The sequence below is a fragment of the Nocardia cyriacigeorgica genome, from assembly GCF_010868145.1.
GTDB lineage: Bacteria > Actinomycetota > Actinomycetes > Mycobacteriales > Mycobacteriaceae > Nocardia > Nocardia cyriacigeorgica_D.
The window spans coordinates 48057-71319 of sequence record NZ_JAAGUY010000025.1; the positions used below are offsets into that span (position 1 = coordinate 48057).

At 67.3% G+C, this 23263-nt stretch carries 24 protein-coding genes; 13 read left to right on the plus strand and 11 right to left on the minus strand.

Annotation, left to right across the window (positions count from 1 at the left end; genetic code table 11):
• Positions 1–7 precede the first annotated feature (7 nt).
• The gene (locus GV792_RS23300; protein WP_163826422.1) at positions 8–1480 is read right to left on the minus strand and encodes a nitrate/nitrite transporter; all 1473 of its coding nucleotides are present in this window, start codon (positions 1478–1480) and stop codon (positions 8–10) included.
• Between the two features lie 297 nt (positions 1481–1777).
• A complete protein-coding gene (locus tag GV792_RS23305; RefSeq protein WP_375154472.1) occupies positions 1778–3043 on the minus strand; it encodes a CynX/NimT family MFS transporter in 1266 nt (421 codons plus the stop codon).
• 64 nt (positions 3044–3107) lie between these two features.
• Between GV792_RS23305 and GV792_RS23310 the strand changes: the two genes are divergently transcribed.
• Both GV792_RS23310 and GV792_RS23315 read left to right on the plus strand, forming a co-directional pair.
• On the plus strand, positions 3108–3791 hold the full coding sequence (locus tag GV792_RS23310; protein WP_163826423.1) for a FadR/GntR family transcriptional regulator: 684 nt from the start codon (positions 3108–3110) through the stop codon (positions 3789–3791).
• 218 nt (positions 3792–4009) lie between these two features.
• The gene (locus tag GV792_RS23315) at positions 4010–5485 is read left to right on the plus strand and encodes an MFS transporter (protein WP_163826424.1); all 1476 of its coding nucleotides are present in this window, start codon (positions 4010–4012) and stop codon (positions 5483–5485) included.
• Positions 5486–5567: 82 nt separating this feature from the next.
• Here GV792_RS23315 and GV792_RS23320 read toward each other — a convergent pair whose 3' ends face one another.
• The 3 genes from GV792_RS23320 to GV792_RS23330 form a co-directional block, all read right to left on the minus strand.
• A complete protein-coding gene (locus tag GV792_RS23320; RefSeq protein WP_163826425.1) occupies positions 5568–6419 on the minus strand; it encodes a TIGR02569 family protein in 852 nt (283 codons plus the stop codon).
• Positions 6420–6492: 73 nt separating this feature from the next.
• The gene (gene moeZ / locus GV792_RS23325; RefSeq protein ID WP_163826426.1) at positions 6493–7677 is read right to left on the minus strand and encodes an adenylyltransferase/sulfurtransferase MoeZ; all 1185 of its coding nucleotides are present in this window, start codon (positions 7675–7677) and stop codon (positions 6493–6495) included.
• A 147-nt stretch (positions 7678–7824) separates the two neighbouring features.
• Positions 7825–8886: a DUF3152 domain-containing protein gene (locus tag GV792_RS23330; protein ID WP_375154310.1), complete on the minus strand. Its 1062-nt coding sequence runs from the start codon at positions 8884–8886 to the stop codon at positions 7825–7827.
• 221 nt (positions 8887–9107) lie between these two features.
• Between GV792_RS23330 and GV792_RS23335 the strand changes: the two genes are divergently transcribed.
• Positions 9108–9791 carry a TetR/AcrR family transcriptional regulator gene (locus GV792_RS23335; protein ID WP_163826427.1) on the plus strand — a complete coding sequence of 228 codons (684 nt, stop codon included), beginning with the start codon at positions 9108–9110 and terminating at the stop codon, positions 9789–9791.
• Between the two features lie 192 nt (positions 9792–9983).
• Here the strand turns inward: GV792_RS23335 and GV792_RS23340 are convergent, their stop codons facing one another.
• Positions 9984–10211 (minus strand): DUF3107 domain-containing protein, encoded by a 228-nt coding sequence (locus GV792_RS23340; RefSeq protein ID WP_163826428.1) that lies wholly within the window; start codon positions 10209–10211, stop codon positions 9984–9986.
• A 118-nt stretch (positions 10212–10329) separates the two neighbouring features.
• Complete coding sequence (locus GV792_RS23345; protein ID WP_256668466.1) at positions 10330–10881, minus strand: YceI family protein; 552 nt, start codon at positions 10879–10881, stop codon at positions 10330–10332.
• 102 nt (positions 10882–10983) lie between these two features.
• On the opposite strand from GV792_RS23345, the gene GV792_RS23350 reads away from it, so the two are divergent.
• Positions 10984–11811 (plus strand): helix-turn-helix transcriptional regulator, encoded by an 828-nt coding sequence (locus GV792_RS23350; protein WP_256668467.1) that lies wholly within the window; start codon positions 10984–10986, stop codon positions 11809–11811.
• 58 nt (positions 11812–11869) lie between these two features.
• Here GV792_RS23350 and GV792_RS23355 read toward each other — a convergent pair whose 3' ends face one another.
• The gene (locus GV792_RS23355; RefSeq protein WP_163826431.1) at positions 11870–12448 is read right to left on the minus strand and encodes a helix-turn-helix domain-containing protein; all 579 of its coding nucleotides are present in this window, start codon (positions 12446–12448) and stop codon (positions 11870–11872) included.
• Between the two features lie 196 nt (positions 12449–12644).
• Here GV792_RS23355 and GV792_RS23360 point away from each other — a divergent pair, with 196 nt between their 5' ends.
• Positions 12645–13853, plus strand: coding sequence for an MFS transporter (locus GV792_RS23360; RefSeq protein WP_163826432.1), 1209 nt, complete (start codon positions 12645–12647; stop codon positions 13851–13853).
• Positions 13854–13872: 19 nt separating this feature from the next.
• On the opposite strand, the gene GV792_RS23365 is transcribed toward GV792_RS23360, so the two are convergent.
• Both GV792_RS23365 and GV792_RS23370 read right to left on the minus strand, forming a co-directional pair.
• Positions 13873–14574, minus strand: coding sequence for a ferritin-like fold-containing protein (locus tag GV792_RS23365; protein WP_163826433.1), 702 nt, complete (start codon positions 14572–14574; stop codon positions 13873–13875).
• A 75-nt stretch (positions 14575–14649) separates the two neighbouring features.
• Complete coding sequence (locus GV792_RS23370) at positions 14650–15702, minus strand: alpha/beta fold hydrolase (protein WP_163826434.1); 1053 nt, start codon at positions 15700–15702, stop codon at positions 14650–14652.
• 481 nt (positions 15703–16183) lie between these two features.
• Here GV792_RS23370 and GV792_RS23375 point away from each other — a divergent pair, with 481 nt between their 5' ends.
• The 6 genes from GV792_RS23375 (at position 16184) to GV792_RS23395 (ending at position 21316) form a co-directional block, all read left to right on the plus strand.
• A complete protein-coding gene (locus GV792_RS23375; RefSeq protein ID WP_163826464.1) occupies positions 16184–17983 on the plus strand; it encodes a DEAD/DEAH box helicase in 1800 nt (599 codons plus the stop codon).
• Between the two features lie 144 nt (positions 17984–18127).
• Entirely contained in the window at positions 18128–19354 is a 1227-nt protein-coding gene (locus tag GV792_RS23380) for an Rv3212 family protein (RefSeq protein WP_163826435.1), read from the plus strand.
• Between the two features lie 45 nt (positions 19355–19399).
• A complete protein-coding gene (locus tag GV792_RS29845) occupies positions 19400–19531 on the plus strand; it encodes a hypothetical protein (RefSeq protein WP_256668469.1) in 132 nt (43 codons plus the stop codon).
• Entirely contained in the window at positions 19531–20148 is a 618-nt protein-coding gene (locus GV792_RS23385; RefSeq protein ID WP_375154309.1) for an acid phosphatase, read from the plus strand. The genes GV792_RS29845 and GV792_RS23385 overlap by 1 nt, the downstream gene beginning before the upstream one ends.
• Positions 20145–20636 carry a GNAT family N-acetyltransferase gene (locus GV792_RS23390; RefSeq protein ID WP_163826437.1) on the plus strand — a complete coding sequence of 164 codons (492 nt, stop codon included), beginning with the start codon at positions 20145–20147 and terminating at the stop codon, positions 20634–20636. The genes GV792_RS23385 and GV792_RS23390 overlap by 4 nt, the downstream gene beginning before the upstream one ends.
• Entirely contained in the window at positions 20633–21316 is a 684-nt protein-coding gene (locus GV792_RS23395; RefSeq protein ID WP_309139148.1) for an endonuclease V, read from the plus strand. The genes GV792_RS23390 and GV792_RS23395 overlap by 4 nt, the downstream gene beginning before the upstream one ends.
• Before the next feature lie 4 nt (positions 21317–21320).
• Here the strand turns inward: GV792_RS23395 and GV792_RS23400 are convergent, their stop codons facing one another.
• A complete protein-coding gene (locus GV792_RS23400; RefSeq protein ID WP_163826438.1) occupies positions 21321–21737 on the minus strand; it encodes a hypothetical protein in 417 nt (138 codons plus the stop codon).
• Between the two features lie 76 nt (positions 21738–21813).
• Between GV792_RS23400 and GV792_RS23405 the strand changes: the two genes are divergently transcribed.
• Together GV792_RS23405 and GV792_RS23410 are read left to right on the plus strand one after the other, a co-directional pair.
• Complete coding sequence (locus GV792_RS23405) at positions 21814–22758, plus strand: diacylglycerol/lipid kinase family protein (RefSeq protein ID WP_163826439.1); 945 nt, start codon at positions 21814–21816, stop codon at positions 22756–22758.
• 250 nt (positions 22759–23008) lie between these two features.
• On the plus strand, positions 23009–23263 hold the full coding sequence (locus GV792_RS23410; RefSeq protein WP_011211115.1) for a WhiB family transcriptional regulator: 255 nt from the start codon (positions 23009–23011) through the stop codon (positions 23261–23263).

Below are 23263 nucleotides of genomic sequence, written 5' to 3' on the forward strand. Positions count from 1 at the left end.
ATCGGTGTCAGGCGCGAGCCGACGAGTTGGTGGACCGGGTGGTGGAGTTGGCGGCCTCGGCTTCCAGAACCAGGGCTTCGGCCTCGACCACGACGTCGGTGCCGGATTCGCGGGTCCGCAGGCTCGGCCTGCGCAGGAACACCGCCCAGGTGACGATGGCGCAGGCGACATAGAAGCCCATGAACACCCAGAAGGCGGTGGTCGCGGACTGCGTGGACGCGTAGGACGAGCGCAGCACCAGGTTGATGCCGACACCGCCGAGCGCGCCGATGGCGCCGACGAACCCGATCAGCGCACCCGAGGTGTTCTGCGACCAAGCGGCCTGCTCGGCCGGGCTCGCGTCCAGGCTCTTGGACTTGGCGTCGAAGACCGACGGGATGATCTTGGTGACCGATCCGTTTCCGAGGCCGGACAGGATGAACAGGGCGACGAAGCCGAGCGTCAGCACGGTCATGGCCGCACCGGACGGGCCACCCGCGGTGCCGTCACCGATGGTGGAAGCGACCGCGACCACCACGGCAGCGACCATCATCGCGCCGAAGATGGCCAAGCTGACCTTGCTGCCACCGATCCTGTCGGCCAGCTTTCCGCCGTAGGGGCGGGCCAGCGAACCGAGCAGCGGGCCGATGAACGCGATCTGCGCGGCGTGCAGGGTGGCCTGCATCGGGGTGTCACCACCGGCCACGAAGCTGATCTGCAGGATCTGGCCGAAGGCGAAGCTATAACCGATGAACGATCCGAAGGTGCCGATGTAGAGGAAGGCGATGGCCCACGACTGCGGCACCTTCAGCGCGGTGACCATGTAGGCCAGGTCCGCCTTCTGGTTGCGCAGGTTGTCCATGAACAGGGCCGCGCCGATACCGGCGATCGCGATGAGCACCAGGTAGATGGCGCAGATGATCGAGGCGTAGTCGGTGCCGAGGGTGGCGATGACCAGCAGCCCGAGCAACTGGATCACCGGAACGCCGATATTGCCGCCGCCCGCGTTCATGCCGAGCGCCCAGCCCTTGAGCCGCTGCGGGTAGAAGGCGTTGATGTTGGTCATCGAGGAGGCGAAGTTGCCGCCGCCGAGACCTGCGAAGGCAGCCACCACAAGGAAGGTGGTGTAGGAGGTGCCGGGCTGGTTGACGAAGTACAGCGTCAGCAGCGCGGGCACCAGCAGCGCGATCGCGCTGAAGACCGTCCAGTTACGACCGCCGAACTTCGCCGTGGCCACGGTGTACGGAATCCGCAGCACCGCGCCGACCAGGGTCGGAACGGCCACGAGGAAGAACTTGCCCGCCGCGTCGATACCGAAGGTTTCGGTCGGCATGAACAGCACCATCACCGACCAGATCGACCAGATGGAGAAGCCGACATGTTCGGCGACGACTGACCAGATCAGGTTGCGCTTGGCGATGTCCTTGCCGCCTGCTTCCCAGGCCGCGACATCCTCGGCATCCCAGTGCTCGAGGTTGCGGTTACGCGTCAGCGTGCTCAACGGGCCTCCCAAAATCGGTTGGCCCCACGGTAGGAAACGGGTATTGCCGAAATGCTGCGGGAAATGACCGTCAAATCAACGGTTGCTCACGAATCCCGGGAAATCGGGGTGAGATGTTTCAGGCATATGACGCAACCGTTTCCGGACGTGTCCAATCGCCTGATCGCGCGAATCGGCGCGGTGAGGTCGCCTGCCAGCATGACGTGCGTCACGCTCGGCCGCAAGTCCTACGCGCAACCGCCGCACGGGACAACGGCGCCGCACGCCGGAAACGGTGTGCGGCGCCGGATCGTCGACTCAGCGGGCCGACCAGCTGTCCTCGAGCATGCGCGGCTTGCAGGCCTGCCAGGCACCGGCCAGCAACACCAGCACCGCGACACCGAGGAAGGCGAACGGCGCCGCGTACCCACCGGTGGCCGAGTGCAGCATGCCGAACAGCACGGGTCCGGCACACGCCACCGCGTAGCCGACACCCTGGGTGAAACCCGATAGCGCTGCCGAGCCCGCCGGGGTGCGGGTGCGCAGGTTGATCAGGGTGAGCGCCATCGGGAAGGTGCTCGGACCGAGCCCGAGCACGATCACCCACAGAATCGGAGCGCTCATCGGCGCGACCAGCAGGGCGGTGAAGGCCACGAAGAAGCACACCGCGCAGCCGATCACCACGGGGAACGGATTGGTCAAGCGGGCGGCGACGGTCGGCGCGGTCAGCGCGGCGACCAGGCCGACCACCGCGAACAGCGCGACCATGGAGCCGCCGAAGGCCGCGCTCGCGCCCGCGTCGGCGAAGATCGTCGGCAGCCAGGTGAACATGGAGTACGCCGTCAGCGAGGTCATGCCGAACATGCCCGCCATGCCCCAGGCGACCGGTGAACGCCACGCCTTTCCGGTGGTGGCGTGTCCGTCGGCAGGCAGCGCGGTGGTGTCGATCTTGTCGCGACCGCGGCGGTCGCGCAGCACCCCGAACCACGGCACGGCCGCGATGAAGCCGAGCAGCGCCCACATACCCAGCGAGATCCGCCAGCCGTGCGATTCGGCGACCGGCACCGCGACCAGCGCGGGCAGCACCGTTCCGAGCTGCACCATGGTGATGTAGAGCGCGCTGACGATGGCGAGCCGGTCAGGGAAGTACCGTTTGACCAGCGGCGGGATCACCACGTTGCCGATGCCCATGCCACCGAGGGCCAGGGCGGAGAAGACGAACAATTCCGCGGTACCCGAGACGAGCACCCGGATGAGCATGCCGAGCCCGGCCATGAGCATGGCGGCCAGTGCGGTGCGCTCCAGCCCGAGCCTGCGCACCATGAGCGGCGTCAGCAGACCCGACAGCGAGAACATCAGGGTGGGGATCATGCCGAACACGCCGACGACGGCGGTGCCGTAGCCGATCTCGTGTCCGATCTCCTCGGCCAGCGGGCTGAAGGCGGTGACCGCGACGCGCAGGACGAGCGCCGACATGATGATTGCCGCGAGTACGAGCAGCCGGCCTTCGGTCAGCGCGCGGCGGCGCTGCGCCGTCTGCGAGCCGGCGGGGCTACTGGTGGTCTCGGGCAGGGTAGCGGTCACCGAGAAATCATAGGATGACCGGATGACGGGAGCAAGCCGATGTGACGAGCGGTACCCTGTTGCGGTGCAACCCGTCCGCCGCACCAGTCTCATCGCGCAGGTCACCGAACAGCTCCGGGCCGAAATTCGCTCGGGCCGTTGGGCGATCGGCTCGCGTATCCCCACCGAGCCGGAACTCGCCGAACTCACCGGCACCGGCCGAAATACGTTGCGGGAGGCGGTGCAGGCACTCGTCCATGCGGGCATGCTCGAGCGCAGACAGGGTTCGGGTACCTATGTGATCGCCAGCTCCGATGTCAGTGGCGCGCTGGCCAAGTACTTCGCCGACGCCCAGGAACGCGACATCCTCGAGTTGCGCCAGGCCCTCGACACCACCGCCGCCGCGCTCGCCGCCCAACGCCGCGACGAGACCGATATAGCGACGATGCGGCGGCTCCTCGAAGAACGCGGTCAGTCCTGGGACGAGGACAACCCCGCCGCCATCGAGGCCGACGTCCAACTGCACCGCGCCATCGTCGTCGCCAGCCACAACGCGGTGTACCTGGAGTTCTACGACTCGCTGCTGCCGGTCATCGAAGCGGGTATCCGCTCCAGAACCTCGAAGTACGGCGATTCCTACGACGCCGAGCACCGCGAACTGGTGCAGGCCGTCATCGACGGCGACGCCGACCGCGCCGCCCAGGCCGCGCGCTGCTTCCTCGGCTCCCTGCTCGCCGAATACCCGGCACCGGGTAGCGAGAGCGCGTAACCGATAGGTCACCGGTGTGCCGGATCACCGGTGAGCCGGAATTGCCGCGAACGTCACCGCGGGCCATGTGACCGCAACACCACGCTCCTACCTTGTGATTCGACCGCTCAGGCGCCCGGCGGACGTTCATGAGGGAACCGCCGGGGACACCACACCGCTGCAATGGGGCAGCGCTGCCGCGATGAGGGAGCGGTCGTAGTGCGATCGAGAGGGAGCCGATGACCGCGATATCCGACACCGGCAAGCACACACCGACGTTCGATTATCAGAAGCGCGGACGCTGGATCGACACCTGGGAACCCGACGATCCGGAGTTCTGGGCATCCGGCGGCGCGCGCACCGCCAGGAAGAACCTGGCCTTCTCGGTATTCGCCGAGAATCTCGGCTTCAGTGTCTGGGTCATCTGGGGTTCGGTCGTGACGAGCATGGGCGCAGCCGGTTTCGGCTTTCTGTCCGGGCTCGGCCAGGGAGACCCGACGGCGGTGAGCAACGCCCTGCTCCTCACCTCCACCCCGACGCTGGTCGGTGCGGCACTGCGGATTCCGTACACGTTCGCCATCCCCCGCTTCGGCGGCCGCGCCTTCACCGCGTTCAGCGCCGCCATGCTACTGATCCCCACGCTCGGGTTGGCCTATTTCGTCAACCAACCGAACACTCCGATGTGGGTGTTCCTGGTCTTGGCGGCCCTAGCCGGGGTCGGCGGCGGCAACTTCTCCTCCTCGATGGCCAATATCTCCTTCTTCTTCCCGGAAGGGAAAAAAGGTGCGGCCCTCGGGATCAACGCGGCGGGCGGCAATCTCGGCGTCGCGCAGACCCAGCTGATCCTGCCGCTGCTGATCACCTTCGGCACCCACCTGACGGCCAAGGATCCGGCGGGGTACCGGTTCGGTATCACGCTCGCGGTGCTGGTCTGGGTGCCGTTCATCCTGATCGCGACCGTCGGGGCACTGCGCTGCATGGACAGCCTGCGCACCGCGAAATCCGATGGAAAGTCCTACCGGCTCGCACTGACCAACCAGCACACCTGGGTGATGTCGGTGCTCTACATCGGCACCTTCGGTTCGTTCATCGGTTTCTCCTTCGCCTTCCCCACGCTGATCAAGGCCAACTTCCCCGATCTGGCGAAGATCGGCTGGATCACCACACTCGGCAATCTCGCCTTCCTCGGCGCCCTGGTCGGTTCGTTCAGCAGGCCGTTCGGTGGCTGGGTGTCGGACAAGATCGGTGGCGCCAAGATCACCCTGACGGTGTTCGCCGGGATGGCCGTCGCGGTGGCGTTGATCATGGCGGCGCTGGAACTGAAGAGCTTTCCGCTGTATCTGATGTCGTTCCTGCTGCTGTTCGTGCTGACCGGGATCGGCAACGGATCCACCTATCGGATGATCCCGTCGATCTTCAGCGCCGAGGCCGCGAAGTACGCCGCAGCGCACGATCTCGATCCCGGCGAAGCGGCCGCGTCGGCGAAACGACAGGCGGGTGCGGCCATCGGCGTCATCGGTGCGATCGGCGCCTCGGGCGGCTACCTGCTCCAGCAGGCACTTCGACTGTCCAACATCAACTTCGGCAGTATGGCGCCTGCCTTCTGGGGCTACGCGGTCGCCTTCGTGGTGATGGCGGGCGTGACGTGGTGGTTCTACCTGCGCTCGGCATTCGCGGTGGCGCGGGTTCCGTCACTGGCGTACGCGAACGTCTGAGTCCCGGTCGGATCGGGTGCGGCGCCGTCACCGTCGACGACACCGCACCCGGTCTCATGGCGATCTCATCGGCAACACCGGTTCAGAGCAGGAAGCGAACCATATCCGCGGTGCGTGCCAGACCGGGCAGCGCCTCCGGCGTCGACCGCGGATGCAGCGCATGCACCGCGAGCCGGAACATGGCCGCACGCAACAACATCTGCGGCCACTCCGGCAGATCCCCCCACCGCTCCAGTAACCCGTCGTCGGCGCCGCCCCACGACAGCGCGTCCACCACCACCACCCCCGCGGCCCAGGCCGCCGGGCGCCAGTACGGGGTGATGTCGCTGAGGCCGGGAGTGTCGGCGCCGGAGAACAATACGGTGCCGAACAGGTCACCGTGCACCAGCTGCGCCGGGGTCCGCACCGGTTTACGCAAGGTGGCCAGCTGCCCGATCAACTCCATGCTGTGCCTGCCGTCCGGCGACGTCGCGGGCATCGCGCCACCCGCGCGCAGGCTGCGCAGCGGTACGGCCTCCCAGGCGGCACGATCAGCGGCGACGAACACGTCGACATCCATCCACGGCGCGACCGGCGGTTGCACCAGAAACCGCGGCCGTTCGAGCTGGGCGGTGGCCGCGTGCAATCGCAGCGAGACCGACACCACCTCGTCATGACGCGGTTCGGGCGTACCTTCCAGGAAAGTGTCCGCCCGCCAGCCGGACACCACATAGCGTCCGTCGGTGGCGCGCACCGGGCGCGCCAGTCGCAACCCGTCGACCTTCAGCGATTCCCGCACCTTCGCCGACCAGGCCGCCCTCGCATGATCGGCGACCGGGCTGAGCACCACATCACCGAGGCGCCAGCCGCCTTCCCAGTCGCCGAGCGCAATCGGCGTCACCTCGCGCAGGCCGAACGTGGCTCGCACATGCTCGGGAGGTTCCACAGACGTCACGGCCGTACCGTACTCCCGGCGCCGCGCCCGAAACGGGCGCCGCGCCGAGATTGCCGGCGATGCGCCGGGCCGGTCAGTACACCGGTAGCGAGGGGTCGACCTGGTTTGCCCAGGCGATCACACCGCCCTGCAGATGCGTGGCATCGGCGAACCCCGCGCGTTTGAGCGCGGCCAGCGCCTCCGCCGAGCGGATACCGGTCTTGCAGTGCAACACGATCGGCCGGTTCTGCGGCAGCTCCGACAGTGCCTCACCTGACAGGATGCGGTCCTTCGGAATCAGCGTCGCGCCCTCGATGTGCACGATGTCCCATTCGACGGGCTCGCGAACATCGACCAAATGCACCGGCTTACCGGCGTCGATCAACTCCTTGAGCTCACGCGCGGTGATCGTGGAGCCGGCGACGGCCGCCTGACCTTCCTCGCTCACCACACCGCAGAACTCCTCGTAGTCGATCAGCTCGGTGATCGGCTGACGTTCCGGATCGCGGCGCAGCTTGATGGTGCGGTATGTCATGTCGAGTGCGTCGTACACCATCAGCCGGCCCAGCAACGGGTCGCCGATACCGGTGATCAGCTTGATCGCTTCGGTCACCATGATCGAACCGATGGAGGCACACAGCACGCCGAGCACACCGCCCTCGGCGCAGGAGGGGACCATGCCCGGCGGCGGCGCCTCCGGGTACAGATCGCGGTAGTTGATGCCGCGGCCGTCGGGGGCGTCCTCCCAGAACACCGACACCTGGCCTTCGAACCGGTAGATCGAGCCCCACACGTAGGGCTTGCCCGCCAGTACCGCGGCATCGTTGACCAAGTAGCGGGTGGCGAAGTTGTCGGTGCCGTCGACGATCAGGTCGTACTCGGCGAACAGCTCGACGGCGTTGTCCGGTTCCAGCCGGATCTTGTGCAGCCGCACGTCGATACCGGAATTGATCTCCAGAATGGAATCGCGGGCGCTATCGGCCTTGGAGCGGCCGATATCGGATTCGCCGTGGATGACCTGGCGCTGCAGGTTGGACAGGTCGACCTCGTCGAACTCGACGATGCCGAGCGTGCCGACACCGGCGGCGGCCAGGTACAGCAGTGCTGGCGAGCCGAGCCCACCCGCGCCGATCACCAGCACCTTGGCGTTCTTCAGTCGCTTCTGCCCGTCCACGCCCACATCGGGAATGATCAGGTGGCGGCTGTAGCGGGCGACCTCGTCCCTGGTCAGCTCCGCGGCCGGCTCGACCAGTGGTGGCAGGGACTTCGGTGATGACACGTCCAGAACTCCTCGAATCGAATGGGCCGATCACGATGCGATGGGCGCACGCCTGGGTGCGCTACCGGTGCAACACCGGGGACCCGGCCGTTCTTCCCCTCCCATGGTCCCGCATCCTCGATGCCGGGCGCCAACCGGCCCGGCGGGTCAGCCGCGCGGATACGGCCAGGGATTGAACCTGCAGCTCTTACCGTCCATCGGCACCACGCCATCCGGGTCGAGGGTGGCGATGACGTTGTTCTCGACACCGAAGGTCTGCTGCATCATCACCGGCGCCAGCCCGCCGTCGGTTTCGCAGGGCTGATGCTGGTGGTACCCGACGGCATGGCCGACCTCGTGGTTGACCAGATACTGCCGGTAGGAGCCGATATCGCCCTCGAAGGCGAGCGCCCCGCGCACCCACCGGGCCTCCGACAGCACCACCCGGCCGAGGTCGGAGTTGTAGCACGACGAATCGATCTCGATCTCGAAACCGCATGAGGTGCGGGTGGTTTCACGCGAGGTGAGCGAGACCCGGAAGTCCGGATCGCCCTGATCCACCCGACGGAAGGCGAACTTGCGGTCATGGGTCCAGCTCTTCGGATTGGCAAGGGTGGAATCGACCATCTTCGCCACCGACGCGTCGCCGCCGTAGCCCGAGGTGTCCAGGCCGTCCTCGATCTCGACGGTGTAGCTGAAGACGTACTCTTCGCCCGCGCCCACCTGGGCACTCGTCCCAGGAACAACCCGCCAGGTCCCGGCACCGGTCTCCACGAACTGCCCGCCCTCCGGCAGCATGCCCGTCGGCAGATCATCGGGGAATTTGCCGTCACCGGGTGGTGCGCCGATAACGCCCGCGCTCGCGGCAGGTGGGCTCAGCCGCCCGAACCCGGGTTCCCCTGAGGCCGCGGCCGGATCGGGGCCGGCGCGCACCGCGTCGACCACCACGATGACCGTCACCGCGAACAGCACCGGTAATGCGTACGCCCGCCAGCCGTAGGTCGAAACGAATCGGCCGATGGCGCTCTGCTTCTTCACATCACGAGGTGGGCGTGGGGCGCGCGATCGAGCCTTCTCGTCCGGTGCGGTCGGGTCCCAGCGGGCACGCAACGGCTGACGGGAGCGGTCGGATGCGGGAGGATCCGGCCATGCCACACTCGACGACACTGCGGAACCGGAGTCGTCGGAACCAGGGGGGCGGTGCGCATCGCGCCCGCCACCGGTCGGCATTTCCGGTCGGTCGGTCACGGGAAACAGACTCTCACAGTGCGAAAGGCCGCTCTACCGTGCATTGGCGGGCCGGTTGATCACTAGGAGATTTCTCACCGGTGCCGTGCGGTTGCCAGAGCGCATTTCCCACCCCCATCGGAAAGTGTGATGCGAGCGGGTATCGTGCTGTGGATAACCCGGTGCACACCCCTTTTGCCGGGGAATCGACTGGGAGATCCGAAATGACTGACCTCGTGGACCGGATGACGTCCCGCAGAACGTCGTCCGAGGCCATGACCCCGGCCAAGCGTGGCACCCGGCTGCCGCGCGACGAACGGCGAACGCAGCTGCTAGCCGCTGCCAGTGAGGTGTTCGTCCTCCGTGGCTATCACGCCGCCGGAATGGACGAGATCTCGCAATGCGCGGGCGTCAGCAAACCGGTGCTGTATCAGCACTTCACCAGCAAGCTCGAGCTATATGTCGCGGTGCTGCAGAACTACGTCGACATGTTGGTCTCGAGTGTGCGTCAGGCGCTGCGCTCCACCACCGACAACCGCCAGCGCGTGCGTGCGGCGGTGCAGGCCTACTTCGATTTCGTCGACAACGAGATGCAGGGCTTCCGGCTGGTCTTCGAATCGGACCTGACCAGCGAGCCGCAGGTGCAGCGTCGCGTCGAACAGGCCACCGAAGCGTGTGTGGACGCCGTCTTCGACCTGGTGGCCCATGACTCCGGCCTCGACCCGTACCGGGCCCGCATCCTCGCGGTCGGCCTGGTCGGCGCGAGCCAGTTCACCGCGCGGTACTGGCTCGAGGCCGACCGTCCGATCCCCAAGGACGAGGCCGTCGACACCACGGTCGCATTGGCATGGGGCGGGCTGTCCCACGTGCCACTGCACCCGAGCTGGACCTCCTCTCCGAGTATTTAGGCCAGAGTTTCGGCCCCCACCAGTAAGCTTGGTGGGGGCCGAAATCATCTCCGAGACAGCCTTGCCAACGGGAGAAGAGGGTAACTCACCGGGTACCCCCAAAACGGCCCGCCGCCGAACCGCCGGCCGCCCGCGCTGGTCTCGCGGCTCTCAGTCTGGCCAAGAAACGCGGAGAGGCGGGACAGCCCCAGATCAGACGGCGGCGAAGCCGACGCGGCCGCCGGTGGCGGTACCGATCTCCACGTAGGCGACCTTCGAGGCCTGGATCAGGAACTTGCGACCCTTCTCGTCGGTCAGCGCGACGACACCGCGATCACCGCTCAGGGCACCGGACACCAGCGCCTCGACCTCGTCCGGGGTCTGCGAGCTGGTGATGACGAGCTCGCGCGGGCTATCCGAAATACCGATCTTGACCTCCACGGCCAACCTCCGAACATAGAGTCGTGTGCTGTCGCACCAAGGCTAATGCAGCCGCGCAGCGTGCAGGCACCTGACCGCCTGCGCTGTCAGCGAACAGTGCCACGCCTGCGGTGACCGGCTACTTGGGCTCGACGAGCTGGATCTCCAATTCGACCTTCACCGCGTCGCTGAGCATGCCGGGCAGCGGGCCGCCGACACCGAAATCGGTGCGCTTGATCGTGCCGGTCGCGGAGAAGCCCGCGTGGTTGTCGCCGGTGGCACCGAACTCCCCGACCCCGCCCCATTCGACCTCGAGGGCGACCGGCTTGGTGATCTGGCCGAGCGTCGCCTCGCCCTCGACGGTGAAGGTTTCGGTGACCTGTACCGGCCCGGTGGCACGGAAGGTGAGGGTCGGCCGGTTGGCCACGTCGAGGAAGTCGGCGGTGCGAATATGGGCGTCGCGATCGGCATTGCCGGTGTCGAAGGAATCGAGGTAGATGGTGGCGCCGATGGTGGCGGCGCCGGTGTCGTCGACGACGAATTCGGTCTCGAATTTGCTGAATCCGCCGCGCACCTTCGAGATGCCGAGGTGGCGAATGGTGAAGCCGACGGCCGAATGGGCCGGGTCGAGCGTCCAGGAGCCGGATCGCAGCTGCTGGGTGGCGGCAGTGGTTTCGGGAGTAGTGGTCATGGCATCCACCATGACCGGACCGCAGTCCGGTAACCAGACCGTCGTTATCCTGGACCTGGCAGGGCGCGGATAACCGGCCCCCGACGAGGCACGATGGATGTCATGGCACGAAGCAGGTTCGCCGAATTCCTGGTCGCCCGGCGCGCGGAGTTGCGCCCCGGTGATCTCGGCCTCCCCGAGGGGCGCCGCCGCCGGACGCCCGGGCTGCGCCGCGAGGAAGTCGCCGTGCTGGCGGGGGTGAGCGCCGATTACCTCGCCCGCTTGGAGCAGGGACGCGACAGCAATCCGTCACCCGCGGTCGTCGAAGCGCTCGCCGACGCACTGCTGCTGCGCGGCGAGGCTCGCTACCAGTTCAACATCCTGGCGCTGACCGCCGCCGACGGTTCGCGCTGCCCCGGCGGGGACGCCGAGCCCGAGCAGGTCCCGGAGACCGTTCAGCAGATCCTGCGTGCTCTCGCACCGACACCCGCCTTCGTAGTGGGCAGACAGCTGAACGTGCTCGACTGGAATGGCGCCTGGGCGGATTTCGCGGCGCCGCTCGGGCTGCTCGACGATTCCTCGCCCAACCTCGCCCGGTTCACCTTCACCCATCCGGCCGCACACCGGGTGTTGCGGAACTGGCCGCAGGCCGCGGATGCGTTCGCGGCGGCACTCAACCGCGCGATGGTGCGCTGGCCCGCCGACGACGCACTGCGCGACACCATCGATACATTGCGGCGCCACCCCGCCTTCGCCGAACGCTGGACCCCACAGCGACTCAATGAGCCGACCGCGACGCTGCTGCGTTTCGACCATCCGGCACTCGGTGACGTGGACGTGCCGTTCGAAACACTGGAGACCACCAGCGATCAGAGCCTGGTCGTATGGCTCGCCGACCGGGTCAAGGCCACTGGCCTGCACCTGGTCCGCGATCGCGTGGCCAACGAGTAGGGCGCCCGGCCCGCGGATTTCCGTGCCTGGTCAAGGACGAACGCATAGGCGGCCTACGTCAGTGACGCGAGGTGCGCACGTGGATTCGCTCGCCCCGTTTCCCGAAGAGGCTCAGCACTTCGACGCTCCCGCCGCCTGCCGCGCCGAACCAATGCGGAATCCGGCAGTCGAACTCGGCTGCCTCGCCGGCCCGCATCACGAGATCGCGATCGCCAAGCCGCACCCGAAGTTGCCCGCGCAGCACATACAGCCATACGTAGCCGGCGTGTGTACGCACGAACGGCTCTTCGTCATGCGCCGGAATGGTCATCTTGTAGGCACGCGGTTCGCCCTGATGCCGTGACAGTGGAATCAGCACCCGGCCGCCCGAACCCGATGCCCGCTGCGGTACCCGCGGGTCGACGATCCGGGGTGCGGACACGATCTCGTCGAGTGGGACGCCGAGCACGGCGGTGATCGGCAGCAGCAGTTCGAGACTCGGTTTGCGCTGGGCCGATTCCAGCCGCGACAGCGTACTGGTCGAGATACCGGTGGCGCGCGCGAGTTCGGCGAGGCTCACACCCCTCTTTTCGCGAATCCGACGTAGCCGCGGAGAAATCTGCTCGATGACCGCGTCGACGCTCGGCTGTCCATCCATGGTCCACAGTGCAGCAAATCCATCCCAGAATCAGCAAGGTTATTTGCCGATATCGCAAAACCGCCGTGATGCTGTCGACGGAGGTGATCCCCATGGACACAACAACAGCAATGGGCGGGCCGACGCCCGCTATCGGACGGGATGCGATCGACAGAGCGTCCTCGGGCCAGGCATACACCATCGGAGGTGGTCGCTGATGACGACGAGCACCGAAACGCTGACGCCACACGTGCAGCGGTCCGGCCGCCTCCCCATCGGGGTGTACCTGCTGGGATTCAGCCTCTTCGCGATGGGGACGGCCGAGTTCCTGCTGGCAGGTGTGCTGCCCGCGGTCGCGAACGATCTGGACATCACGCTGTCCTCGGCCGGGATGCTGATCACCGCGTTCGCGCTCGGCGTCGTATTCGGTGGGCCACCATTGGCGGTGGTCGGCCTGCGCTGGCCGCGGCGTACCGCACTACTTGCCACGCAGGCGATCTTCGCGGCGGGCATCGTCATCGGATTGTTCGGCAACTACCAGGTCTTGCTGGTGACAAGGGTGGTGTCGGGAGTCGCCTATGCGGGGTTCTTCGCGGTCGCTTCGGTGACGGCGATCAGCTTGGTTACCCCGGACCGTAATGCCCGAGCTTCCGGCGTCGTGGTCAGCGGTCTCAGCATCGCGATGGTGGCCGGCGGGCCCGCAGGCACTCTGCTGAGTCATTTCACCGACTGGCGCGGCGGATTCTGGGCGGTGGTGTTACTGACGCTCGCCGGCATGATCGGATGCATGCTCGGGCTGCCCGCCGCCGATCCCAGTAGCGGCGCGGCCGTGCAGCCGAGCGTGTCCCGAGAATTGCGCACCATGCGCACACCACGACTGTGGGGCATCTACGCGATCACGATCCTCACAACGGCCGCGTACATGATCACGTTCAACTACCTGGCCGCGATCCTCGCCGATATCACCAAGGTTCCCGAGGTCTGGATTCCGGCAATCCTCGCGCTGTTCGGGGTCGGCGCTTTCGTCGGACTTTCCATCGGCGGCCGCATCTCCGATCGACACCCGCATCGCGCGCTGTTGTCCGGCGCCGCCGTGATCACGGTCCTGTCGGGGGTGATGGTCTTCGCCGTCGACCAGGTCTGGGCCGTGGTGCCGATAGTGTTTCTGATCGGTATCGCCGCGTTCGTGCTCAATCCGGCGCTGTACGGCCGGGTCTTCGCCATCGCCGCCGATGCACCGACCCTGGCGGGCGCGACGACCGTATCGGCCTTTCAGCTCGGTATCAGCATGACGCCGGTACTGGCGGCCCTCACCCTCTCGCGAGGAGCACCACTCACCTCGGTGTGCTGGATCGGAGCCGTTCTCGCGGTGGTGGCGATTCCGGTGATCCTCGCGGATCGCGCACGGTTGTCCACACCCGGCTAGCGAGCGAGGAAGGTCCGCGCTACAGCCCGAGCACTGCCATCCGCTCGGCATGGCTGTTCTGCATGCGCTCGAACAGTGTGGCGATGCCGTTGAGGTCGCCGGTGGCGGCGAGCACCAGTTCGGTGAGCTCATCGCGCTGGGCCATCACGTACTGGGCCTGGGTGATGGCCTCACCTAGCAGCCTGCGACCCCACAGCGTCAGCCGGTCGCGCTCGGACCGGCTGACGGCCACCGCGCGGCGCACCTCGTCGACCACGAACTCCGAATGGCCGGTCTCGGCCAGCACGTCACGCACCACGTCGGCGACATCGGGGCTGAGCACACCCGCGATCTCGCGGTAGAAGTCGGCGGCGATGCCGTCACCGACATAGAACTTCACCATCGACTCGAGCCACGTCGAGGGGTCGGTGGAGGCGTGATAGGCGTCCAGCGCGCGCACGAACGGCGCCATCACATCGAAGATGTCGGCGCCGCGTTCGGACAGGGCAGCCTCGAGCAGGTTGAAATGCTCCATTTCGGCGGCCGCCATCTTCGCCACCGCCACCTTGCCGCGGACCGTTGGCGAGAGCTTGGCCTCCTCGGCGAGCCGGTAGAACGCGGAGATCTCACCGTAGGCGAGCACCGCGAACAGGTCGGTCACCCCGGGATGGTCGGCGGGAATGGACGGCGAAACCGGGCCGGTCGGCGAAACACCCAGCGCGGCAGGTGACTGTGCTCCCATGGCACACCAGCGTAGTACCCGGCTCACGGCTCGTCGCGGTTCGTCCCCGATGCGCGAGCCGGGTAGTGCGTGGCGTCAGACCCCGGTGGTGAGGAACTTGTCCAAGTAGGTCCAGGTGGTCTCGCGCGCGGTCGGGCCGGTCAGGATCCCGAGATGGCTGCCGGGGGCGGTCTCGTAGCGCACCGACGCGGCGCCGGTGAGCGTGTTCAGCCCGGCCTCGACGGCGGCGGCAGGCGTGATGACGTCGGCCGGCCCGCCGACGAGCAGGACCGGCGCGGTCACGTTCGCGAGTTCGATGCGCCGCTCGCCCAACCGGACCACACCCCGGCCGATGTCGTTGTTGAGGATGAGCCTGCCCCACAGCTGTCCGTAGAACCGTCCCGGATAGCCGGGCATCGCGGCCATGAACCGGTCGATGGTCTCCATTCGGGCCAGGGTCTCGGTCCGGGCGATATTGCTGGCGACGAACCACGGCCGCTTGAGCTCGCGTTCCCATGCGGTAGCCCGATAGGCGAGCCTGGTCAGCCCGGCGGGCACGCCACCGGCGGCGCGTACCGCGGTGGACACGGCATGGCCGCCGGTCAGCTTGGCCACCGCGCGTAGCTGCGGGATACCGGTCATCTTGTCGTAGTCCAGTGGCGCGCCGACCGCGGTGACCGATCGGATCGGCAGCCGCGCGTTCGCGGCGGCCGTCAGCAGCGACAGCGTGCCGCCCAGCGACCAGCCGATGAGGTCGACGGGCGCCCCGCCCCGATCGGCGGAGGCCCTCAGCACGGCCTCGGGCAGGATGTCGTCGATCCAGTCCTCGAAACCCATCCTGCGATCGGCGAAGGTGATCTCGCCGTAGTCGACCAGGTACGGCGCACGGCCGGTCTCGAGCAGGAAACGCGCCAGACTCTGGTCCGGTTGCAGATCGAAGCAGGTGGCAGGGGCGGCGAGCGGGGGCACGAGCAGCACCGCGGACTCGGGTTCGGGCCGCTGTTCGGCCCCGTCGAAGCGCAGCAGCTTGCGATGCGGCTGGTCCCACAGCACCGTCGAGGATGCCGGTGCGGGATCGGCCACACCGGAGCCGAAGGTCAGCGCCCAAGCGTTGCGCGCGGCGAGGGTAACGGTGTCTGCGATGCTCACCACACGAATGTCTCACATCCGGTACCGGCGGTAACGCTCAAGGCATGGCGCGAGGGCGTCCGAGGGCCGGACTGTCGTCGATATCACCGACTCGCCACGCCCGATGAATTACCGTGTCGCGCACCACGTTCGTCGGCGTGTACACGGAAAACCAACTATTGCCGCGCCATTTTCCACGCCGCCTTTTCGGGCCGAGCACAATATCACGCTACAATCACCACGGACAACGAAAATTTCGCGCCCGATCGAGTTACCCGATCATGTCCGACACAGCCGTCGGCCCGGTGCGTAAGGCGATGTCCACGGAAAATGTGCGCGCACCAGATCCGCGTCACCGAAGCGCCGCGCCGATGTCTCCCAGGCAGCCCCCGATCAGGCGGGTACCGCTGACATCCGGCAGCCGGCCGGTGAGTATCACAGGCGGATACGTGGTCGTCGCGGACCGGCCGGTCCGCCCCACGCCTCGTGCGCGCGTGACGCGATAACGAGGAAGGCACGAACCCTGAGCAAGATCACTGTCGAACAGGAACCGGGACTGGCGGACACCCTGCTGACCGCAGAACTGGACGAAACCCATACCGCCCCGACATTCACCGAATTGGGCGTACGCGAGGAAATCGTGCGCGCGCTCGGCGAGATCGGAATCGAACGCACCTTCGCCATCCAGGAGCTCACCCTGCCGCTGGCGCTCGCCGGTGAAGATCTCATCGGCCAGGCCCGCACCGGCATGGGCAAGACATTCGGATTCGGTGTGCCGCTGCTGCACCGCATCGCCACCGCCGAATCGGGCACGACTCCGCTGGACGGAACTCCGCGCGCGCTGGTGATCGTGCCGACCCGCGAGCTCTGCCTTCAGGTCACCAAGGACCTGGAGAACGCGAGCAAATACCTGACCAACCATCAGGGCCCGCTGAAGGTGGTCTCCATTTACGGCGGCCGCCCCTACGAGGCGCAGATCGAGGCGCTGCGCGCGGGTGTCGATGTCGTCGTCGGCACGCCTGGCCGTCTGCTGGACCTGGCGAATCAGCAGCATCTGATCCTCGGCAAGGTCGGCGTCCTCGTCCTTGACGAAGCCGACGAAATGCTCGATCTGGGCTTCCTGCCCGATATCGAACGCATTCTTGGCATGGTGCCGGATAAACGGCAGACCATGCTCTTCTCGGCCACCATGCCGGGTCCGATCATCACCCTCGCCCGCACATTCCTGACCCGCCCGACGCATATCCGGGCCGAAGAGCCGCACGATTCCGCGGTCCACGATCGCACCGCGCAGTTCGTCTACCGGGCGCACGCGCTGGACAAGAGCGAATTGGTCGCACGGGTGCTGCAGGCCGAAAGCCGCGGCGCCACCATGATCTTCACCCGTACCAAGCGCACCGCGCAGAAGGTCGCCGACGATCTCGCCGACCGCGGTTTCGCTGTCGGCGCGGTACACGGTGACCTTGGCCAGATCGCCAGGGAAAAGGCGCTGGCCAAGTTCCGCAAGGGCACCATCGACGTGCTGGTCGCCACCGACGTGGCCGCCCGCGGTATCGATATCGACGACGTCACCCATGTCGTCAACTACCAGTGCCCGGAGGACGAGAAGACCTACGTGCACCGCATCGGCCGTACCGGCCGCGCGGGCCGGACCGGTGTCGCGGTGACGCTGATCGACTGGGACGAGCTCAACCGCTGGTCCGCCATCAACAGCGCGCTCGGCCTCGACATCCCCGAGCCGGTCGAGACGTATTCGCGGTCGCCGCACCTGTTCTCGGACCTCGGTATCCCCGAGGGTGCCACCGGAACCATCCGCAAGCCCAAGCGGGAACGCGACGAGGACGCCGAAGTTGTCGAACGTCCCGAGCGCACCCCACGCAAGCGCAACCGCAGGCGTACCCGCGGCGGTCAGCCGATCGAGGGTGAGGCCGCAACGGCCACCGACGACAGCGCCGTCAACGAGCAGGCCGACGCCGACACCGGCTCGGGACCGGCCGAGGGCGACGCCGTAGCGGGCGCCGAGCGTCCCGCCCGCCGCAGGCGCAGGCGCCGCAAGCCCGCAGCGGAGACCGGGACGGACGAGGGCGCCTCGAACGGTGCCGCCGACGCGAACGGTACCGCGGAGACCGGCACTACCGACGCGGGTCCGTCCGAGGCCGGCGACTCCGAGGCCGCCGGTGAGCAGCCCGCACGTCGCAGGCGTCGCCGCCGCAAGCCGGCAGGCGAAACCACCGCCGATTCCGCCGCGGCGGAGGTCACCGCTCCGGTCGAGGCAAGCAGCACCGCTGGCGTTTCCGCCTGATCGAACACCACTGATGCTGGTGGGCGCGATTGCGCCCACCAGCATTTTTTGTGGCCGGATACGGCTGAAGACCTCGGGCGACCGGGCGGGTGCACCGCAAGGTGATGTCATCCGCGCTCAGGCCGATCGGCTAATCTCGCACACGTGCTCGCACCCGAGCGGCGGACCCGCGCCGACATCATCATCGCGGTCGCGATCGCCCTTGTCCTGGCGATCGCGGCGGTCGTGGTGTGGCTCGGATCCGATGTACGCGGCACCGATTCGGTCACCGCGGCGACACCGGCGGCCCCTCCGCCCGTGGCGTCGGTGCTGCCCACCGAGCTACGCGAACTCTGGCACGCACCCGACGGGGCGAGCACCGAGGCGCTCACCTCGGGTGGTGTGGTGGTCACCGGTGACGGCGGCACGGTCACCGGACGTGATCCCCGCACCGGCGAGGAGCTGTGGCACTACCGGCGCGATATCCCGCTGTGTGGCGTGCAGTCGCAGTTCGGCACCGTGATCGCGGTGTACCGCGACGATCGCGGATGCAGTCAGACCACTATGCTGCTCGGTGCCGACGGCTCGCGCACGGTCGCTCGCAGCAGTTATATGGATTCCTCGATCGCACTCTCGGTGGACGGCACCTATGTGCTGGCGCAGGGGCCGAATCGACTGGAAATGTGGCGCTCGGATCTGGTGCGCACCCTCGAGTACGGGCACGTCAACGCGAAGGAAATTCCCAAATCCCAGCCGCGCCAGGGGTGTTCGCTGATCTCGGCCGCCTCGAGTCCGTCCCGCCTCGCCGTGTTGGAGCGCTGCCCCGGCGATGCGGCCAATCGCCTGACGACACTCGATCCGGCTCCCAAGGATTTCCGTACTCCCAAGGAGTTCGGGTCGCACGTACTGACCGGTCCCGGTGCCGATTCCCCCGACGCTCGAGTGCTCGCGGTGTCGGACAGCAGAATCGTCCTGTACGAACCAGGTGCCACCGCACCCGAGCCCACACAACCACGACTGTCGGTATTCGACTCCTCCGGTAATCCCGTGATGGTGCACGAACTTTCGGCGCCGCTGAACGACACCTCGACCACCACCGAGATCAGTACGGCGTACATGGTTTTCACCGGCAACAGCCTGATCGCCCTGAACGGCAAAACCTTCGACCCGATGTGGACGGCAGCGGGCGCGCTCGGCAGCCCGGCGTTGTTCGGCAGTCACATTCTCATGCCCGTCGACGGCGCCATCGTCGAACTCGATCCGGCCACTGGCGCGCATATCACCCGAATCCCGGTCGAACGCACGGGATATGACGGCTCCCCCATCGCCCTCGGCACGATCGGTGACGTGGTGCTGGAGCACCGTAACGGGCAGATCTTCGCGCTCGGCTGAGGACACCGCCTGATTCTGTCGGTCCCCGCTGGCACACTCGCCTGTATGAGCCGGGAGACACGATCACAGCGCACCATCATCGCGTCGGCCGGCGGCTACGGCACCAACAGTGTGAACTACCCGAATTACGGGCTCACCCCGTACGGGCGCGCCCGGCTCGGTCGAGGTGGCTCATGATGGACCCCATGTCCGATCTCGAGCACGCCCGGCTGGTACTCCTGCGCCACGGCGAGACCACATGGTCGTCACAGCGACGGCACACCGGAAACACCGATCTGCCACTCACCGAACTCGGCGAACAGCAGGCGCTGGCCGCGCAGCCGTTGCTCGCGGGGTTGAAGCTGCGCGACCCACTGGTATTCACCAGCCCACGCACACGCGCGCGGCACACCGCCGAACTGGCCGGGCTCGGCGAAGCCGTCATCGACGACGATCTCACCGAATGGGATTACGGCGACTACGAGGGCCGCACCACCGCACAGATCCGGGAGACCGCACCGGGCTGGACCATCTGGACCGGCACGGTCCCCGGCGGGGAATCCGCCGAACAGGTCACCATGCGCGCCGATCGAGTGCTGGCGCGCGTGGAGCCGCGATTGCCCGAACACGACGTGGTGCTGGTCGGGCACGGACATTTCTCCCGGGCTCTCATCGCCCGCTGGTGCGAGTTCGATATCCGTGAGGGCAGGCGGTTCGCCATGTCGACGGGCGCGGTCAGCGTTCTCGGCTACGACCACGGCGCCCGTACCGTCCGTGCCCACAACCTCGTCCCCATCGAGGGAGCCGGCCGGTGACCGGACCCGATGCCGCCGTCCGCCGCGCCGTCCCCGAGGATGTGCCCGCCCTGGTGGAACTCGTCTACGACCTCGCCGAATACGAGAAGGCCAGGCAGGAGTGCACGCTCACCGCCGAGCAGCTGCACGCCGCGCTGTTCGGCCCGGCACCGGCGCTGTTCGCCCACGTCGCCACCGTGGACAGCGCGGTGGCCGGATGCGCGATCTGGTTTCTGAACTACTCCACCTGGGACGGCGTGCACGGCATCTACCTGGAGGATCTCTACGTCAGGCCGGAAACCCGCGGCACCGGCCTCGGTAAAGCGCTGATCGCGGCGCTGGCCGAGGAGGCCGTCCGCAACGGCTACAGCCGCGTCTCGTGGTCGGTGCTCACCTGGAATACCCCGTCCATCGACTTCTACGAAGCCATGGGCGCCGACGTGCAGGACGACTGGGTGGGCTACCGGCTGTCGGGGGCGGCGCTGACCGCGCTGGCGGGTGGCCGGTGAAGGAGCTGTCGCTACCGGACCGCTGGCCGGTCACCGAGACCGAAGCAGTGGCGATGCAGGACGAACTACGTCCGCTGGTCCGCACCGTGAACCCGCGGCCGCCGGAGTTCGCCACCATCGCCGGGCTCGACTCCGCCTATCACGACGACGGCACCGTCGCCGCCGCGATCGTCGTCGTGGACGCGTCGACCCTCGGCACCGTGGAGAGCACCGTCGCGTACGGAACCACCGCATTCCCCTACATTCCCGGCCTGCTCTCGTTTCGGGAGATGCCGACAACGATCACCGCGATCGAACAACTCGACATCACCCCGGATCTCCTGGTCTGCGACGCACAGGGTTTGGCTCATCCGCGGCGGTTCGGGTTCGCCTGCCATGTGGGCATCGTGACCGGACTCCCGACGATCGGCGTCGCCAAATCCGCGTGGGGCGAGTGCCCGGAGCCCGGCCCCGAGCGCGGCGCACATACCGACATCACCATCGACGGCGATGTGGTCGGCCGCGTACTGCGTACCCGCGCCGGGGTGAAGCCGGTGTTCGTCTCGGTCGGTCACCTCATCGACCTGGACACCGCATGCGCCCAGGTGCTCGCGCTCACGCCGCAGTATCGACTACCGGAGACCACCCGGCGCGCCGACCACCTGTGCCGTCAGGCCTTGCGGGAGGCGAGCGCCCGCTGAGGCCTCAGTCGGTGTCGATCCCGTATTCGCGCGCCATCCAGCGGCTGGTGGCCGGGGTGAACAGCAGGATCAGCGCACCGACCACCACCACGCCGAGCAGGGCGCCGTAGAACGGTTGATGTGAATCGGTCAGCAGCGACCACACCACCGGCAACAGCAGCAACTGCGCGATCACCGCGATGGCCCGCCCCCACCGATGCCCGAGCAGCAAACCGATCCCCGCCGCGAGCACCGCGCCACCGAGAATCACGAACCACGCGGCGGTGCCGTATCCGCTGGCCTGGCTCTGGTCGTGCCCGAGCAGGCCGCGCACCACCAGCACGATCGCCACCGTCACGGCGACGGCGCCTTCCAATGCCACCAGTCCACCGGCACCACGCACCGTGCCCGGCACCGTTCCGACGTCATCTCGCTCAGCCACCCGACCAGGGTAGGTCGCGGGCCGCGCGGCCGTGGCATCGGCCGAGCCGGTAACCCGGCTGAATTAAGGTGCGTAGGTGCGGACGTTGTTGATCGTGAATCCGAATGCCACCTCTACCACCGCGGCCACCAGGGATCTGCTGGCCCACGCGCTGGAGAGCCGGACACAATTGACCGTCGCCCATACCCAGCATCGAGGACATGCCGCGGAACTGGCCCAGTGGGCCGCGACCAACGAGATGGACCTGATCGTTGTGCATGGCGGCGACGGCACCGTCAACGAAACGATCAACGGATTCCTCCCGCTGCCCCAGGTCGACGACGGACAGGTGTGGCGTCCGCGACTCGGCGTGATTCCCGGCGGATCCGCCAACGTGTTCGCCCGCGCACTCGGCCTCAAACCGGATCCGGTCGCGGCCACCAATCAGCTCATCGATCTGCTGTCGGTGAATGACGATCGCCGCATCGGGCTCGGCATCGCCGATGATCGCTGGTTCTGCTTCAGCGCTGGGGTTGGCCTGGATGCCGATGTCTGCGAGGCCATCGACGCCAGCCGCGCCAAGGGCCACGCCGCCACACCGGTGCGCTATCTGGCGACCACGGTGCGCCAGTTCTTCCGGGCCAAGCGGCATCAGCCCGCGGCCACCGTGACCGTGCCGGGACACAAACCCGTCGAGGGCGTGCGCTACGCGTTCGTGACGAACACCAGCCCGTGGACCTTCCTGAACTCCACTCCCGTGCGCACCAACCCCGGCACCGCCTTCGAAACCGGGCTCGGTGTGTTCGCCATGCGGTCGATGGCAGTGCTGCCTACATTGCGGCTGGCCGGCCAACTTCTGGCACCGAGCGGAAACCCGAAGTCACGCAAATTGTTTCGCGAGGACGACGTCGCCACAGTGCGAATCGAGACCGATCAGGAGATCGGCCTGCAAATCGATGGCGACTTTATCGGCAAACGCAACGTGGTGGATTTCACCGTGGTCCCCGACGTCCTGGAAGTCGTCGCGCCGCGCCCGTCCTGAGACTCGCCGGGGTGAAAAACATCGCTGTTGTGCTGCGAAAACCCGGCGGAGCGAGTACAAAGGACCGGGCAGGCCCCCCTTGCGGGACCTTCAGAGCGTGAGCTTCCCCACGGTGCACCAGATACCTATTGACATCTACGGTGTTCGTGAAAGCATTCACAAGCAACCGTGCGGAAATCTTCAGGTCGCACAAGTGAACGATCCACAAACCATCGGCGCCTTTTGTGGCGCCCAGTAAAGGAGCAGAGGAATGGACTGGCGCCACAAGGCCATCTGTCGCGACGAGGATCCCGAACTGTTCTTCCCGGTGGGTAACAGTGGTCCGGCGCTCGCGCAGATTGCCGATGCCAAGCTGGTCTGCGCTCGCTGCCCCGTCACCGCCGACTGCCTGTCGTGGGCCCTGAAGTCCGGACAGGATGCCGGTGTGTGGGGAGGCATGAGCGAGGACGAGCGTCGGGCGCTCAAGCGTCGCAACGCGCGCACCCGCACCCGCACGGTCGTCTGA

What these genes read in the sequence shown, in the direction of transcription:
- GV792_RS23350 (WP_256668467.1), top strand. Translation starts at nt 10,984, where the DNA reads ATGGCACGAAGCAGGTTCGCCGAATTCCTGGTCGCCCGGCGCGCGGAG.
- GV792_RS23365 (WP_163826433.1), bottom strand. Translation starts at nt 14,574, where the DNA reads ATGGGAGCACAGTCACCTGCCGCGCTGGGTGTTTCGCCGACCGGCCCG.
- GV792_RS23410 (WP_011211115.1), top strand. Translation starts at nt 23,009, where the DNA reads ATGGACTGGCGCCACAAGGCCATCTGTCGCGACGAGGATCCCGAACTG.
- GV792_RS23385 (WP_375154309.1), top strand. Translation starts at nt 19,531, where the DNA reads ATGGACCCCATGTCCGATCTCGAGCACGCCCGGCTGGTACTCCTGCGC.
- GV792_RS23355 (WP_163826431.1), bottom strand. Translation starts at nt 12,448, where the DNA reads ATGGATGGACAGCCGAGCGTCGACGCGGTCATCGAGCAGATTTCTCCG.
- GV792_RS23330 (WP_375154310.1), bottom strand. Translation starts at nt 8,886, where the DNA reads ATGCCGACCGGTGGCGGGCGCGATGCGCACCGCCCCCCTGGTTCCGAC.
- GV792_RS23335 (WP_163826427.1), top strand. Translation starts at nt 9,108, where the DNA reads ATGACTGACCTCGTGGACCGGATGACGTCCCGCAGAACGTCGTCCGAG.
- GV792_RS23315 (WP_163826424.1), top strand. Translation starts at nt 4,010, where the DNA reads ATGACCGCGATATCCGACACCGGCAAGCACACACCGACGTTCGATTAT.
- GV792_RS23360 (WP_163826432.1), top strand. Translation starts at nt 12,645, where the DNA reads ATGACGACGAGCACCGAAACGCTGACGCCACACGTGCAGCGGTCCGGC.
- GV792_RS23345 (WP_256668466.1), bottom strand. Translation starts at nt 10,881, where the DNA reads ATGACCACTACTCCCGAAACCACTGCCGCCACCCAGCAGCTGCGATCC.
- GV792_RS29845 (WP_256668469.1), top strand. Translation starts at nt 19,400, where the DNA reads ATGAGCCGGGAGACACGATCACAGCGCACCATCATCGCGTCGGCCGGC.